We start from the raw sequence: 14,613 nt of genomic DNA on the forward strand, positions 1-14,613 counted from the left end.
CGGTTTCTCGCCTATCGGGCAGGGTATCGTATAGTTGCATGGCTCAAGACTAACGCAGGTCGCAAGCGACGTCAGCCCGGATTCCCCTACCCTGCGAGAACCGTATGAGAGCATGGTGATATAACCCATAGGCTGCTAAGTTGAAGCCATCCGAAACGAGCGAGAAAACGGCATGTCCCTGCTGCCCCCGACTGATCGAGAAGCCGCCCGAGGTGTGGGTTTCGGCCTTGCCGCCTACGGCATGTGGGGCTGCTTTCCGCTGTTTTTCGCCCTGTTCGAAGGCATCCCCGCCTATGAGGTTTTGATTCACCGCATCATCTGGTCGTGCCTGTTCCTGGTGGGGTTGGTGACGTTTCTCAAGCGCTGGGGGCCTATCCGCAAGGCGCTAGCCGAGCCAAGGCGCCTGGGGCGCGTGCTGGGCTGCGCACTGCTGATCGCCATCAACTGGGGGCTTTACATCTATGCCGTCGAGACCCGCCAGGTGTTCCAGGCCAGCCTGGGTTACTTTCTGACGCCGCTGGTCAATGTCGCCCTGGGCTTGCTGGTGCTGCGCGAGGCCATGTCCGGCGTGCAACGCCTCGCCGTACTGCTGGCGGGAGTCGCCATCGCGATCCAGCTTCTGCTGCTCGGCGAGTTGCCGTGGATCAGCTTGACACTGGCCGTGAGCTTCGGCACCTACGGCCTGCTTCGCAAGCAGGTACCGCTCGATGGGCTCTCGGGGCTGTTCGTCGAAACCTTGCTGCTGCTTCCATTGGGCCTGATGGCACTGGCCTGGCTGGCTGCCGCCGACCTATCACATTTCCTGGACCAGCCTCACCTCACGTTGCTCCTGATCGCCAGTGGCGTCATCACCGCTCTGCCGCTCCTGGCCTTCGCCGGCGCGGCGCGCCGTCTACGCCTCGCCACCCTGGGCTTTCTCATGTACCTCAACCCCAGTATTCAATTCTTCATTGCGCTTCTGGTCTTCCGTGAACCGCTCTCGCTGGTCCAGCTCGCCACTTTCCTGCTTATTTGGGCCAGCCTCGCGCTCTACTCCTGGTCGGCCTGGCAAGGGCGGACGCGCTCACCACTGGCGCCCGCCGGGACGCTCAGAGAGGAAGATGGGACCTGACCTCAGGCGAGATTCGCAGCGCGGAAAGCGGCCTCACATCATCCTGGCCGGTGCGGGCCATGCTCATCTCTATCTGTTGCGTCACCGGCAGCGTCTGACCGGCGCCGACGTCACCCTCGTCGAACCGAGTGCGTTCTGGTACTCGGGCATGGCGGCAGGTGTGCTGGGGGGCGCCAGGGAACCCGGCGAGGGTCGCGTCGATCCCAAGCATCTTGCGCGTCAGCATGGTGCCGGCATCCTACGTGGCCGTGTGGCAGCGTTGGACCCGCTGCGACGTCAGCTTCACCTGGAGAATGGCCGCTCGCTCAGCTATGACCTGCTCTCTTTCAACCTCGGCTCATGCGCACCCACGCCTGCCTCCCACCCTAATGGCCCTACGCTCTGGCCCGTCAAGCCGATACAGCAACTTGTGGCGCTGCGTCGCCGCCTCGAGGCGGCTTTCGCTCGGTCTCAGGCGCCCGCTATCGCGGTGGTAGGCGGTGGCGCCAGTGGCGTGGAGCTTGCCTGCAATCTGCACGCACTGGCTGCACGGCGAGGCGCCAAGGTGTCGGTTTCGCTGGTTTCGCGTCAGCCCAGACCACTCGCCTTCGCGCCGGCCGGGGCGCGGCGCTGGCTCGAGGGGTATCTGACGCGCCTGGGCATTCAGGTGTACGGCGGCAGCCAGGCCGTCGCACTCCATCGCGACGGCCTGCTGATCACCGCATCGAATCGAGAGCCAGAGACGCGACTGATCGAATGCGAGCACGTGGTCCATGCCGGTGGCCTGGCGCCGCCGCCGTCACTCGAGCAATTGGGGCTGCCACTCATCGCCGGACGAGGCCTGGCGATCGCCGACACCCTGCAAAGCGTCGCGGATCCCAACGTGTTCGCGGCGGGCGATTGCGCTGTCATGATCGACCATCCCCTGCCCCGGCTCGGCGTCTACGGTGTCCGCCAGGCACCGCTGTTGCTGGCCAATCTGCAGGCACGGCTGCGCGGCCTCCCCCTTCAGCGCTACACCCCCCAGGCACGGGCGCTGACTATTCTCGACCTGGGCCAGGAACAAGGCCTGGCGATACGCGGGAGCCTGTGGTGGTCTGGCCGTCTCAGCCTGCGCTGGAAGCGCTGGCTGGACGAACGTTTCGTGGCTCAGTATCGCAATTGATGCGGCTACGCCGAGATCACGCGGTTTCCGGCTTGTAGCCTACGCGGAAGCCGCCCCAATGCTTGCCTCCCACGTAGATCGGCACGGAAAGGTCATGCATGATTTCCCCGGTGTCACGCTTGTAGGTCTGGAGCAGCAGCGTCTCCTCATGGGTGCCGCAGCGCTGCCCCGTCGTGTCCTCGTAGATGCGGCGGTTGCGACAGAACTTGAGATCGTGGTCGTAGTCGCCGGTAGGCGGCTGGCTGGTCTTGGCGTTGTGCGTCGGAATGTAGCCTCGACGATCAATACCGATGGCATAGGCGACGCCCAGGCGATCCAGCAAAGGCTCCTGGATGTCCGGAAAATGCTCGTCGGTAAAGCCCACATAGCCGGTTTCGTACTGCTGGGGATGGGTGCCGGGTATCGGCGTGTAGGTGGCATGAAAAAGCGTCTGCTCGTCGAGTTCGCCGCGCTTGATGGCCGATTCAAGCAGCGAACCGAGCTTGCTCGCGGCCTGGCGCGCCGCCTCGTAAACCTGCTGGTGGCGCCCCTCGAGACGCTGTTGGGCCAGTGCCGCATCGACACCCTCGGCGCCGTCCATCAGTGCCCGTGCCTGACTCGCCAGGCCATGCATGTCGCGGTTGCCCTGCTCGGCGTCCTCCTCCAGGGTGGAGAGGGTGCCTGCCACGCGTTGTGAATGCTTGTTGGTATCCTCCATGGCTTCGGCGATAGAGCGGATCTCGCCCTCCACCTGGTCGAAATGCCCGGTCATCTCGGTGAGTTGCTCGCCCACCTTGCTCATCTCCTTGGCTCGGTCGCCCACGCGCTGCATCAGGTGTCCGATGGTGTCGACCACGCGATGGCTGCTGTCGCCGATATCCCCTACCAGCGCCTCGACGTTGCGCGTGGCATCCGCGGTACGGCCAGCGAGCTGACGCACCTCGCCGGCAACCACGGCGAAGCCGCGACCGTGTTCGCCGGCCCTGGCGGCCTCGATCGAGGCATTCAGCGACAGCAGGTTGGTCTGTTCGGCGATCTCCTCGATCAGAGATGTCACATGGCGCACGCTGTCGGCCTTCTGGCTCAGCATGTTGAGCAGTTCCAAGGCTTCTTCCGATCGCTCGGCAAGTGCCTGCATCTCTTCGATCACCTGACCGAGCGACTCGCGGCTGACATGGCTGGCATCTCGCGAACGGCTCGCCAGGGTAGCCACGTTGGCGGCACTGGCGGCGACCTGCTCGATCGCCGAGGTGATTGCCGCCATGCTCGACGAGGCCTCGCGTACCGTCTGCTCCTGTCGCTCCAGGCGCTGGTCCATGCGGTCGGCGTGGTGAGACACCTCGGCTGAAGCGATTGCCGTGGTACTGGCCTGGCGAATGAGGCCATGTGCCATCCGGCGTAACGAAAGGTAATCCCGTGTCATGGGAAGCCAGGCATGCAGACGACCGTTCGCAAGCGTGTCGGCGTCGGCTCGATAGACGGCCGCCAAACCGCTCAAGGCCATCGCGGCACCCGCCACCAGGCCCAGTACAGGCCCGAAAAGGCCCTGCCAGCCCGTGCCACTCGAATACGCAAGGAATAGTCCACCGGCAAGCGAAACCGCGGCCAGCAGAAGCATCAGGATCCGCATGACGTCTCGTCTCTTTGTTATAGGAATGTCAACTGAGCTTAACTTCTGGTAAGCGTCATACGCATCACCACTTTGGCCTGACAGACCAAAGCACGACTCAAGTCATCGTCGCCCGCGCCGATAAAAGGTGTTTGTGCTTGACTCGCTAAAAACCGCGCGGCTAGCCGCCCCTGGCGGGGCGGCCCATGGCTTCAGGCCTGGCTGGCGGCGAGCGCCTGTTCCAGGTCGGCGATGATGTCGTCGATGTGTTCGATGCCGATGGAGAGGCGCACCATGTCGGCAGTCACGCCCGCCGCCGCCAGTTCGTCATCGCTCAGCTGCCGATGAGTGGTCGAGGCGGGAATGGATGAGCAGGTCTTGGCGTCGCCGATGTTGACCAGGCGCAGGATCATCCCGAGGGCGTCGTAGAAGCGCGCTCCCGCCTCGCGCCCCCCCGCGATGCCGAAACTGAGGATGCCCGAGGCCTGCCCGTTCATGTAGCGCTGGGCCAAGGCGTGGTCCTTGTGCCCCGCCAGGCCGGCGTACTGCACCCAGTTTACCGCCGAATGCCCCTCCAGGTATTCCGCGACCTTGTGGGCATTGGCACAGATCCGTTCGATCCGCAGCGACAGTGTCTCGAGCCCCTGCAGCAGGTTCCACGCCGCCTGCGCCGAGAGGGCAGCCCCCATGTTGCGCAGCGGTACTACCCGCGCTCGCGCAATGAAGGCCGCCTCGCCCACGTCGCGGGTATAGCTCACGCCGTGGTAGGAGACGTCCGGCTCGTTGAGCAGCGGGAAGCGCTGGGAATGGTCGGCCCAGGGAAACTTGCCGGAATCGACGATGACGCCGCCCACCGTGGTGCCATGTCCGCCGATATACTTGGTAGCGGAGTGAATGACGATGTCGGCGCCGTGTTCGATGGGACGCCACAGGAAAGGCGTGGGCACCGTATTGTCGACGATCACCGGTACGCCGTGGCGATGGGCGGCTTCCGCCAGCCTCGCCATGTCGACAACGCTGCCGGATGGGTTGCCGACGCTTTCGCAGAACACCGCCTTGGTGCGGGCATCGATCAAGGATTCGATACCGGCGATGTCGTCCTTGTCGGCGAAGCGCACCTCGATGCCCTGGCGCGGTAGGGTATGCGCAAACAGATTGTAGGTTCCGCCATATAACTCGCTGATCGAGACAATGTTATCGCCTGCCTCGGCAATGGTCTGGATGGCATAGGTGATGGCGGCCATACCCGAGGCCACGGCCAGCCCGGCGATTCCCCCTTCCAGTGCGGCGATGCGCTGTTCCAGCACCGCGCAGGTAGGGTTCATGATGCGGGAGTAGATGTTGCCCTCGACCTTGAGATCGAACAGGTCGGCTGCATGCTGGGCGCTATCGAAGGAGAACGAGGTGGTCTGATGGATGGGCACGGCAACCGCGTGCTGGTCATCGGGAGCGTAGCCGTGATGGAGGGCGATGGTCTCGGGCTTCATGGCGTGTCCTGTCGAGATTGGCGTGGTACTGCGTTATTTCGTCTGATCCTAACCAACACTCAACTCGCCCACCAATATCGTTTAGTCTGGTGACCCCACCCAGACACCTAAGAGACAGGATGCTCAAGCGCTACCTACCGGTCCTCACCTGGCTGCCCCACTACAACCGCCGTCTTGGCGGAGCCGACCTCATGGCTGGGGTGATCGTCACGATCATGGTGATCCCCCAGTCGCTGGCTTACGCCGTACTGGCCGGTTTGCCCGCCGTCGTGGGCTTGTATGCCAGCCTGCTGCCGGCGGTAGCCTATACCTTGCTGGGCACCAGCCGTACCTTGGCCGTGGGGCCGGTCGCCATCATTGCGCTGATGACCGGGGCCGCACTTTCCAATGTCGCCACGCAAGGCACGAGCGAATACCTGCAGGCGGCCCTTGTTCTATCCCTGCTCTCGGGCATCATTCTGCTGCTCATGGGGCTTCTGCGCATGGGTTTCGTGGCCAACTTCCTCAGCCACCCCGTGATCGCCGGCTTCCTCACCGCCTCGGGAATTCTCATAGCGGCAAGCCAAGCGGGCTATCTGGTCGGCATCGAGCTCAGCGCGCCGGAGCTGTTGCCACGGCTGGCGGAACTCGTGAGGGGACTGCCTGATATGCACCTGCCGACACTGGCGATCGGTGGCGGAAGTCTCCTGTTCCTGTTGCTGCTGCGCGAGCATGGTCGCTCCGCCCTGCGACGTATCGGCCTGTCACGACCGCTGGCCGACCTGATCACGCGCGCCGGCCCTGTCTTCGCCGTGTTTGCGACCACATTGCTGACCTGGCAATTCGGTCTGGCCGAAGCCGGCGTCATGGTCATTGGCGATGTCCCCCAGGGCCTGCCCCCGCTGACCCTTCCCGGCTTCGATCCCGCGCTATGGCAGGCACTGCTGATCCCGGCGCTGCTGATCAGCGTGGTGGGATTCGTCGAGTCCGTTTCCATGGGACAGATGCTGGCCGCCAGGCGGCGCGAGCGTATCTCACCCAATCAAGAACTGGTCGGCCTGGGCGGCGCCAACATCGTCGCTGCCTTTTCGGCGGGAATGCCGGTTTCCGGTGGACTGACACGCACCGTTATCAATTACGATGCCGGCGCCCAGACGCCCCTGGCCAGCTTCTTCGCCGCCATCGGCATCGGCGCCGTGACCCTGCTGTTCACGCCAGCGCTCTACCACCTGCCCATCGCCACTCTCGCAGCAACGATCACCGTCTCGATCCTGACACTGATCGACATTCCCATGATCCGCCAGACCTGGCGCTATTCGCGCAGCGATTTCTCCGCCATGGCAATCACGATCGTGCTGACCCTGGTGGAAGGCGTCGAAACCGGCATCATCAGCGGCGTCGCCCTCTCCATCGGCCTGTTTCTCTACCGCACCAGCCGCCCGCACAGTGCACTGGTCGGCCGCATACCGGGTACCGAGCACTTTCGCAATGTCGAACGCCACGAGACCGAGAGCGTCAGCCATGTGGCATTGCTGCGCATCGACGAAAGTCTCTATTTCGCCAACGCCCGTTATCTGGAGGACACTGTCTACGATCTCGTGGCCACCCGCCCCGAGCTGGAGCACGTGGTCCTCATCTGCTCGGCGGTCAATCTGGTCGACGCCTCGGCGCTGGAAAGCCTGGATGCGATCAATGCCCGCCTCAAGGATTCCCGGGTCACCCTGCACCTGGCCGAGGTGAAGGGACCGGTCATGGACCGCCTGAAGCGCAGTGACTTCCTCGACGACATGACAGGCCGGGTTTTCCTGAGTACCTACGCTGCATGGCGAGAGCTTTCCCGCCCCACCGACTGATCATGCAAGCAAGCGACAACCTGCCGCTCGCGATCGCTATACCTTAGTCGCACCCTTCTTCCCGACCCCTCTCTGCGAAAAGAGGCAACTCCTTCATTCTCTTGAAATAACGAAATGCCGGGGGGCGTCGTTCCGCACAGCGGAAAGCCTAACTCATCGCCTGCTATTGCATGCGTTGACAGTCAGGCGGCGCCTTTCTAGTATCGATTGCAGTTTCGGAATCAAATACCGCATAGCAAAACAACAATCACCTCAACGGCACAGGAGTCTCCTATGCGCCAGCTGTCCCGCACTTCCGTTCTCGCCGCACTTCCGCTCTCGCTGCTCTCCGCCAGCGTGGCCCACTCCGCCGAGGTCGAACTGCCTCGAACCATGGCCTGGACGGCCTATGGCACCAACTCCAGCGGCTACGCCCAAGCCGTGGCCATCGGCAACATGCTGCAAGAGCAGTACGGCACCTCGGTGCGCATCCTGCCCGGCGACAACGACGTGTCGCGCATGACCCCGCTCAAGCAGGGAAGAGTCGACCTTTGCGCCTGCGGCATTGCCAGCTATTACGGCGCCGAAGGCGTGCTGATGTTCGCCGATCGCGAGTGGGGGCCCCAACCCATACGCGTGCTCACGACATCGACCGCCTCGTTCGGTTTGTCGCTGGCCGTGGCCGGTGACCTCGACGTCGAGACGCCGGCGGATCTGGCCGGCAAGCGCATCGCCTACATTCGCGGCGACGATGCCCTGAACAAGGGCACCGAGGCCTACCTGGCCTTCGGTGGGTTGACCTGGGACGATGTCGAACGCGTCGACTACCCCGGCTATGCCCGCTCGTTCGATGGCATTATCGCCGGCGATGTCGACGCCTCTTTCACGACCACCGTCACTCCGCCGGCCCAGCAGCTCGCCAGCAGCCCCCGCGGTATCAGCTGGCCGGTACTCGACCCTGACGACGCCGAAGGTTGGGAACGCATGCTCTCAGTGGCCCCGTACTTCCAGCCACACGAGGTGACTGCCGGCGCCGGCGATGTCAGCGTCGACAACCCCGTGCCCAGCGCCAGTTATCCCTACCCGATCGTGGTCGCCAACCAGGATCTCGACGACGAGATCGCCTATGGTCTGATCAAGGCGCTGCAGGACAACTACGACGCTTACAAGGACGCAGCGCCGGGCGCCGTAGGCTATGCCTTCGAGTATCAGGACCTGACCTGGGTACTGCCCTTCCACGATGCCGTCGTCGAGTACTACAAGGAGATCGGCGAGTGGACCGACGAAATGCAGGCTCACCAGGATTCGCTGATCGAACGCCAGGAACTCCTGCTCGAGACCTGGAACGCTTTTCTCGACGACGCCCCTTCCGACGAGGACGAGTTCCGCGATGCCTGGATGGAAGCCCGTGCGCAGGCACTCACCGATGCCGGTTTCGACCCGGTCTTCGAATGACCTGCCGGTAACCTGCCCGATACCGGGGCGGCCATGCCGCCCCTTTCCCGATTCACGGACGCCGCCATGACCACCGCCACTTCGCCACCCGAATCGCTGCGCCAGCTCAAGGAAAAGGTCACTCACGTCCGCCCGCTACCCACTGCCCTGCGCTGGATTCCCGGCGCCGTGACGGTGCTGCTGATGCTGATGACCCTGGATTACCTGTTCAACCTGGGCTGGCTGCGCTTCGTCACCGGCCTGGAAACGCAGTTCTACTACGCCGTGGTGGCGCTGCTGCTACCACTGGTCTACCTGTTGTGGCCGATCAAGTCGTCGCTGCAGTATCGTCCAGTGCCGTGGTATGACTACGCGCTGAGCTTGGCGACGCTGATCGTCGGTGGCTATTTCGTCTACAATGCCGAGTCGATCCTCGAGCGTGGCTGGGCCTTCGCCGCCCCCGATACCGCGATCATGGCGAGCTACGCTTACTGGTTGCTGATCATCGAGGCGGCACGCCGCGCCGGCGGTTGGCCGATCGCCGTGATCGCCATGACGTTTTCCCTCTATCCGCTGGTCGCGGATATCGTACCCGGGCCAATACAGGCCTTCCCCTCCACCCTGGAGGAGACGGCCATGTACCATACCATGAGCACCGAAAGCATCATGGGCGTGCCGCTGCAGGCCTTCGCCGGGCTGGTGATCGGCTTTCTCGTCTTCGGCGTGGTATTGCAGAAGAGCGGCGGCGGCAAGTTCTTCATCGACCTGGCCTTCGCCCTGTTGGGTCATGTGCGCGGCGGCCCGGCCAAGGTCTCGATCTTTTCCAGCGGCCTGATGGGCTCGATGAGCGGCAGCGTGATCAGCAACGTGCTGACCACCGGCGTGCTGTCGATCCCGGCCATGCGGCGCATCGGCATGGGCCGCTCGTTTGCCGGCGGGGTCGAGGCCTGCGCCTCTACCGGCGGGGTGCTGATGCCGCCGGTAATGGGCGCCACCGCCTTCGTCATGGCCATGTTTCTTGATGTGCCCTACGGCGCCGTGGCGCTGGCCGCCGTCATTCCCTCGATACTCTATTTCCTCGGCCTGTTCATACAGATCGATGCCTATGCCGCACGCCACGGGATCAAGGGCCTGCCTGCCGAGGAACTGCCCTCCCTTTGGCAAACTCTCAAGCAAGGCTGGTACTTCATCTTCGTCTTTGCCTTGCTGGTATGGATGCTGTTGATCATGCAGCGCGAGGCCGTGGCACCCTTCTACGCCACTGCCCTGCTGCTCGTGCTCAACCAGTTCTCGCCCAGCAACCGCTGGGGGCTTCGCGAGCTGGGCGAGTCGCTCTCCTCGGCGGCCAAGCTGTTTGCCGAGCTGATTGCCATCCTGGCCGCCGTCGGCATGCTGGTCGGTGCGCTGTCGATGACCGGGCTCTCCGGCACCATTGCCAACGACTTCATCCACATCGCCGGAGGCAGCGTGCCGTTGCTGCTGATCATGGGCGCACTGACCAGCTTCGTGCTCGGTATCGGCATGACGGTCACAGCCGCCTACATCTTCCTTGCCGTGGCACTGGCGCCAGCGCTGATCCAGGGCGGCGGGCTCGATCCGATGGCGGTACACATGTTCATTCTTTACTGGGGCATGCTCAGCTTCATTACCCCGCCGGTGGCGCTCGGCGCCTTCGCTGCCGCCACCGTCGCCGGCGCGCGTCCCATGGCGACCGGCCTGCAGGCCATGCGCCTCGGCAGCGTGATCTACTTCATCCCGTTCCTCTTCGTGCTCAACCCGGCCCTGATCATGCAGGGCGAGCCGCTGCAGATCGCCCTGGTTTTCCTCCAGGCACTCGTCGGCATCGTACTGTTCGCTTCGGCCATGCAGGGCTACCTGGTCGGCGTAGGCCGCCTGGGCAAGGGCATCGTATCGGAGTGCATCGCACGCGCGCTCGTGCTCCTTGCAGGACTCATGCTCGCGCTTCCCGGTGGCGGCATGGTCCCCCTTTCCCAGTGGGAACTGTTCGGCATCGCTCTGGCGGCCCTGGTTCCCGCCGTCGTACTGTCGCGCTGGAGCCAGCGCCAGGCCGGGCCGCATACATCAATGACGCCACCACTCGATTCATGAGGCATCGCATGTTTCCCCCTGTCCTATTCGCCAACCCCGTCACAGGGAGCCAGCTCACATGACCTCGCCTGTGACGTATCAACCCCACGACGAGATCGGCGTCATTCTGATCGACAACCCACCGGTCAACGCGCTGGGGCAGGCCGTGCGCCAGGGCCTGTTGGAAGCCGTCACCCAGGGCAACCAGGATCCTCGCGTGGAGGTACTGGTACTGGTCGCCCGTGGCCGGACCTTCATCGCCGGTGCCGATATTCGCGAGTTCGGCAAGCCCCCCCAGGCGCCCATCCTGCCCGACGTCATTGCCGGGCTCGAAGCCAGCGGCAAGCCCATCGTCGCCGCCCTGCATGGCACGGCACTCGGCGGTGGTCTGGAAGTCGCGCTGGGCTGTCAGCTTCGCGTGGCCCTGCCGGGCACACGAGTGGGCCTGCCGGAAGTCAAGCTGGGGCTGTTGCCCGGCGCCGGCGGCACCCAACGGCTGCCGCGGCTTGCCGGGATCGAGGCGGCACTGGACCTGGTCACCAGCGGTCGCTTCGCTAGTGCCGATGAAGCGCTGTCGCTGGGCATCGTCGATGCGGTGCTCGAATACGATGACCCGCTCGAGGCCGGGCTGGCAGCGGCCCGCGAGGTCCTCGACGGCAAGCGCACCCCCCGGATCACCGGCGAGCTGCCGCCACCCGCAGCCGACCCGGAAGCCATTCGCCACTATCGCAGCAAGCTCGAGCGTCAAGTGCCCGAGCTCTACTCCCCCTTCCGCTGCGTCGAGGCCATTGCCGCCAGCAGCGAGGGCAGCCTGGACGAAGGGCTGCGCCGCGAGCGCGAACTTTTTCTCGACTGCATGGCGTCGCCGCAGCGGGCCGGGCTGATTCATGCCTTCTTCGCGGCCCGCGCACCACACAAGGTGCCCGAGGCGGGGGACGCCCCCCCGCTGACCCGTATCGCCCTGCTTGGCAGGCATCCGCTGTTCGTGCATTTGCAGGGCAAGGCCGAACGGGCCGGCATCCAGCTCACTGATCGCCCCGTCGAAGAGACCCAGGCCTGCCTCCTTGCCCCCGGCGCCGATACGGCGTGCCCGCCGCATTGCCTGCGCATCGATCTGCTCGCGACCACCGAAGCCACCGATCTCGTCGCCCGAGACGCCGATCTGGCGCTGGTCGTGACGGATGAAGGGAGCATGGCGGAGCTGGTCGCGCTGAAAGCCGATGCCGAGCAACAGCAGGCCGCGGCCAATGCACTGAAGGGGCCGCGGCTGGGAGTCGTGGTGAGCCGCCAGGGCAGCCTGCTGGCGACGCTGGCCCAGGCCGCCCGCGACGACGATGCCAACCCGCACGCCGCCATGGAGGCGGCCAGCCTGATGCTGGCCGAGCGCGGCTGGGCCTACCGCGACAGCGATATCGACCTGCTCGCCATCGAGACTCTCGGCTACCCCCGCCACCTGGGCGGGCCCCACCGCCAGGCGAGCCGAGTCACAGCCGGAGGGCAGGACCGATGAATCTCGAGTTCACTGCTGCAGAACAAGCGTTTCGCCGCGAGGTGCGCGACTTCCTCGCCGTCGAACTGCCCAACGACATTCGCGAGCGCGTGCGTCTTGGCCGTCGCCTCTCCGCCGATGATCACCAGCGCTGGCAAGACAGACTCAGCGCGCGCGGCTGGCTCGGCGTCAACTGGCCCAAGGAACATGGTGGCCCGGGCTGGGGCCCGGTCGAGCGGCATATCTTCGACGAGGAATGCGCCGCGGCCCATGCCCCCACCATCGTTCCCTTCGGCGTCAGCATGGTCGCCCCCGTGATCATGAAGTTCGGCAGCGAGGCGCAAAAGCGTCACTATCTGCCGCGTATCCTCGCCAACCAGGATTGGTGGTGCCAGGGTTATTCCGAACCCGGCGCCGGCTCCGACCTGGCTAGCCTGCGCACTCGCGCCGTGCGCGACGGCGATTATTACGTAGTCAGCGGGCAGAAGACCTGGACCACGCTCGGCCAGCACGCCAACATGATGTTCTGCCTGGTTCGTACCGACCCCGAGGCCAAGAAGCAGGCCGGTATCAGCTTCCTGTTGATCGACATGGCAAGCCCGGGCATCACCGTGCGCCCCATCGTCACCCTCGATGGCGCCCACGAGGTCAACGAAGTCTTTCTCGACGAAGTGCACGTCCCCGTGGCCAACCGCGTCGGCGAAGAAGGTCAGGGCTGGACCTGCGCCAAGTTCCTGCTCACCCACGAGCGCACCGGCATCGCCGGGCTCGGGCATGCCAAGCAGGCGCTACGCCACCTCAAGTCGGTCGCCGCTGTCGTCCGACATCGCGGCCATCCGCTGCTCGAGCTGCCCAGTTTCCGCCTGCGTGTGGTCAAGGCGGAGCTCGAACTGATGGCACTCGAGGTCACATTGCTGCGTGTGCTCGCCGCTGCCCGCGACGGCGGCGCCCCCGGTGCCGAGAGTTCACTGCTCAAGGTACGCGGCTCGGAGCTGCGTCAGGAGCTGAGCGAATTGACCCGGCGCGCCCTGGGGCCGGCAGCACTGCCCTTCTTTCCCGATTTCCTCTATGGCGACGAAGCGCTTGACACCGAAAGGGCCGAGAACGCGGCCGCCGGCGCTCAGTACCTTAACCGACGCAAGCTCTCGATCTATGGCGGCAGCAACGAGATTCAGAAGAGCATTGTCGCCAAGACCCTACTCGGCATGTAAGGAGTCCCATGGACTTTTCCTATAGCGACGAGCAACGCATGCTCGCCGATACCCTGGAGCGGCTGGTCGTCGACCAGGAGGCCCTGCCTCCCGGCCAGCGCGGGTGCCTGTGGCGCACCTTCGCCGAACTGGGTCTGCTGCACCTGCCGTTTAACATGCAGGTCGGTGGCCTGGGCGGTGACGGCGTCGACGTGATGGTCGTCATGCAGGCACTCGGCCAAGGCCTGATGCGCGAACCGTTCCTGGCCGGCTTGCTCATGCCCGGGCACCTGCTGGTGAACCTGGCCGGCGAGGAGCAGCGAGAGCATTGGCTGACCCCGCTGATGACCGGCGAACTCCGGCTGGCGCTGGCCTGGCAGGAAACCGAAGCGCGTTACGACGCCCATGACATCGCCACTCGTGCCGTGAGGCGGCCGGATGGCTGGTTGCTCACTGGCGCCAAGCAAGTCGTACTGGCGGCCGCCACGGCAGAGACGCTGCTGGTTACCGCGAGGGTCGAGGACGGTTCGCTCGGCGTCTTCCTGGTACCTGCTGGCAGTGCCGGCCTGAAGCGCCGCGATTATCGGACCCTGGATGACCGCGAGGCCAGCGACGTACAGTTGGATAGCGTCGCTCTGCCCCACAATGCCCGCCTAGGGGATGACGCCTCGGAGGCCCTGGATGCCACCCTGGCGTGGGGACGCGCTGCCCTGTGTGCCGAAGCGGTGGGCGCCATGCAGGCTGCCTGCGGCCAGACCCTCGAGTACCTGAAGGAGCGCCGCCAGTTCGGCCAGCCGCTCGCCAGCTTCCAGGTGCTGCAGCACCGCATGGTCGACATGCACCTGAACCTGGAACAGGCCCGCTCGATGGCGATCCTCGCCGCCACCAGCCTGGAGCGCCCCGCTGCCGAACGCGATTACCGCATTGCCGCAGCCAAGACCTACGTTGGCGAGGCCGCGCGCTTCGTCGCTGAGCAGGCGATTCAACTGCATGGTGCCATGGGGATGACCGAGGAGTGCCGGGTGTCGCGATATGCCAAACGCCTGGTGGCGTTCGATCACTATCTGGGTGACGTCGATCATCATCTGGAATACGTCAGCGAACGCCTCCCCGCGGCCTGATGTCGCGCCCCGCAGCAACAAGAAAGGCCCCGGCGGGGCCTTTCTTGTTCACGGGTGACGCTTGGGAGTGGGTTTACAGTTTCTGCTCCAGCTCCGGCAGGATCTCGAACAGATCCCCCACCAGGCCGTAGTCGGCGACCTGGAAGATCG

10 protein-coding genes and 1 pseudogene are annotated in these 14,613 nt (G+C 64.8%); 8 read left to right on the forward strand and 3 right to left on the reverse strand.

Annotation, left to right across the window (positions count from 1 at the left end; all coding sequences use genetic code 11):
- Positions 1-172 precede the first annotated feature (172 nt).
- Together rarD and ACOJCM_RS00070 are read left to right on the forward strand one after the other, a co-directional pair.
- A complete protein-coding gene (rarD, locus tag ACOJCM_RS00065) occupies positions 173-1,111 on the forward strand; it encodes an EamA family transporter RarD (RefSeq protein ID WP_445210018.1) in 939 nt (312 codons plus the stop codon).
- Positions 1,101-2,255: an NAD(P)/FAD-dependent oxidoreductase gene (locus ACOJCM_RS00070; protein WP_445210019.1), complete on the forward strand. Its 1,155-nt coding sequence runs from the start codon at positions 1,101-1,103 to the stop codon at positions 2,253-2,255. The genes rarD and ACOJCM_RS00070 overlap by 11 nt, the downstream gene beginning before the upstream one ends.
- Positions 2,256-2,271: 16 nt before the next feature.
- Here the strand turns inward: ACOJCM_RS00070 and ACOJCM_RS00075 are convergent, their stop codons facing one another.
- Positions 2,272-3,864 (reverse strand): methyl-accepting chemotaxis protein, encoded by a 1,593-nt coding sequence (locus ACOJCM_RS00075; RefSeq protein WP_445210020.1) that lies wholly within the window; start codon positions 3,862-3,864, stop codon positions 2,272-2,274.
- Between the two features lie 191 nt (positions 3,865-4,055).
- Positions 4,056-5,330 (reverse strand): O-acetylhomoserine aminocarboxypropyltransferase/cysteine synthase family protein, encoded by a 1,275-nt coding sequence (locus ACOJCM_RS00080; RefSeq protein WP_445210021.1) that lies wholly within the window; start codon positions 5,328-5,330, stop codon positions 4,056-4,058.
- Between the two features lie 119 nt (positions 5,331-5,449).
- On the opposite strand from ACOJCM_RS00080, the gene ACOJCM_RS00085 reads away from it, so the two are divergent.
- The 6 genes from ACOJCM_RS00085 (at position 5,450) to ACOJCM_RS00110 (ending at position 14,463) form a co-directional block, all read left to right on the forward strand.
- Complete coding sequence (locus ACOJCM_RS00085) at positions 5,450-7,162, forward strand: SulP family inorganic anion transporter (RefSeq protein ID WP_445210022.1); 1,713 nt, start codon at positions 5,450-5,452, stop codon at positions 7,160-7,162.
- A gap of 273 nt (positions 7,163-7,435) precedes the next feature.
- A complete protein-coding gene (locus ACOJCM_RS00090) occupies positions 7,436-8,596 on the forward strand; it encodes a TAXI family TRAP transporter solute-binding subunit (protein ID WP_445210023.1) in 1,161 nt (386 codons plus the stop codon).
- A gap of 66 nt (positions 8,597-8,662) precedes the next feature.
- Positions 8,663-10,684: a TRAP transporter permease gene (locus ACOJCM_RS00095; protein WP_445210024.1), complete on the forward strand. Its 2,022-nt coding sequence runs from the start codon at positions 8,663-8,665 to the stop codon at positions 10,682-10,684.
- A gap of 58 nt (positions 10,685-10,742) precedes the next feature.
- The gene (locus ACOJCM_RS00100; protein ID WP_445210025.1) at positions 10,743-12,173 is read left to right on the forward strand and encodes an enoyl-CoA hydratase/isomerase family protein; all 1,431 of its coding nucleotides are present in this window, start codon (positions 10,743-10,745) and stop codon (positions 12,171-12,173) included.
- Entirely contained in the window at positions 12,170-13,363 is a 1,194-nt protein-coding gene (locus ACOJCM_RS00105; RefSeq protein WP_445210026.1) for an acyl-CoA dehydrogenase family protein, read from the forward strand. Before ACOJCM_RS00100 ends, ACOJCM_RS00105 begins: the two co-directional genes overlap by 4 nt.
- Before the next feature lie 8 nt (positions 13,364-13,371).
- Complete coding sequence (locus ACOJCM_RS00110) at positions 13,372-14,463, forward strand: acyl-CoA dehydrogenase family protein (protein WP_445210027.1); 1,092 nt, start codon at positions 13,372-13,374, stop codon at positions 14,461-14,463.
- A 73-nt stretch (positions 14,464-14,536) separates the two neighbouring features.
- On the opposite strand, the pseudogene ACOJCM_RS00115 reads toward ACOJCM_RS00110, so the two are convergent.
- Positions 14,537-14,613 (reverse strand): annotated as a pseudogene (locus tag ACOJCM_RS00115) (FAD-binding protein); the annotation flags it as partial.

It is taken from the genome of Billgrantia hypersalina (assembly GCF_052584175.1).

Excerpts from the sequence above, each read along its gene's own strand:
- rarD (WP_445210018.1), top strand. The coding sequence starts at position 173 with ATGTCCCTGCTGCCCCCGACTGATCGAGAAGCCGCCCGAGGTGTGGGT.
- ACOJCM_RS00070 (WP_445210019.1), top strand. The coding sequence starts at position 1,101 with ATGGGACCTGACCTCAGGCGAGATTCGCAGCGCGGAAAGCGGCCTCAC.
- ACOJCM_RS00075 (WP_445210020.1), bottom strand. The coding sequence starts at position 3,864 with ATGCGGATCCTGATGCTTCTGCTGGCCGCGGTTTCGCTTGCCGGTGGA.
- ACOJCM_RS00080 (WP_445210021.1), bottom strand. The coding sequence starts at position 5,330 with ATGAAGCCCGAGACCATCGCCCTCCATCACGGCTACGCTCCCGATGAC.
- ACOJCM_RS00085 (WP_445210022.1), top strand. The coding sequence starts at position 5,450 with ATGCTCAAGCGCTACCTACCGGTCCTCACCTGGCTGCCCCACTACAAC.
- ACOJCM_RS00090 (WP_445210023.1), top strand. The coding sequence starts at position 7,436 with ATGCGCCAGCTGTCCCGCACTTCCGTTCTCGCCGCACTTCCGCTCTCG.
- ACOJCM_RS00095 (WP_445210024.1), top strand. The coding sequence starts at position 8,663 with ATGACCACCGCCACTTCGCCACCCGAATCGCTGCGCCAGCTCAAGGAA.
- ACOJCM_RS00100 (WP_445210025.1), top strand. The coding sequence starts at position 10,743 with ATGACCTCGCCTGTGACGTATCAACCCCACGACGAGATCGGCGTCATT.
- ACOJCM_RS00105 (WP_445210026.1), top strand. The coding sequence starts at position 12,170 with ATGAATCTCGAGTTCACTGCTGCAGAACAAGCGTTTCGCCGCGAGGTG.
- ACOJCM_RS00110 (WP_445210027.1), top strand. The coding sequence starts at position 13,372 with ATGGACTTTTCCTATAGCGACGAGCAACGCATGCTCGCCGATACCCTG.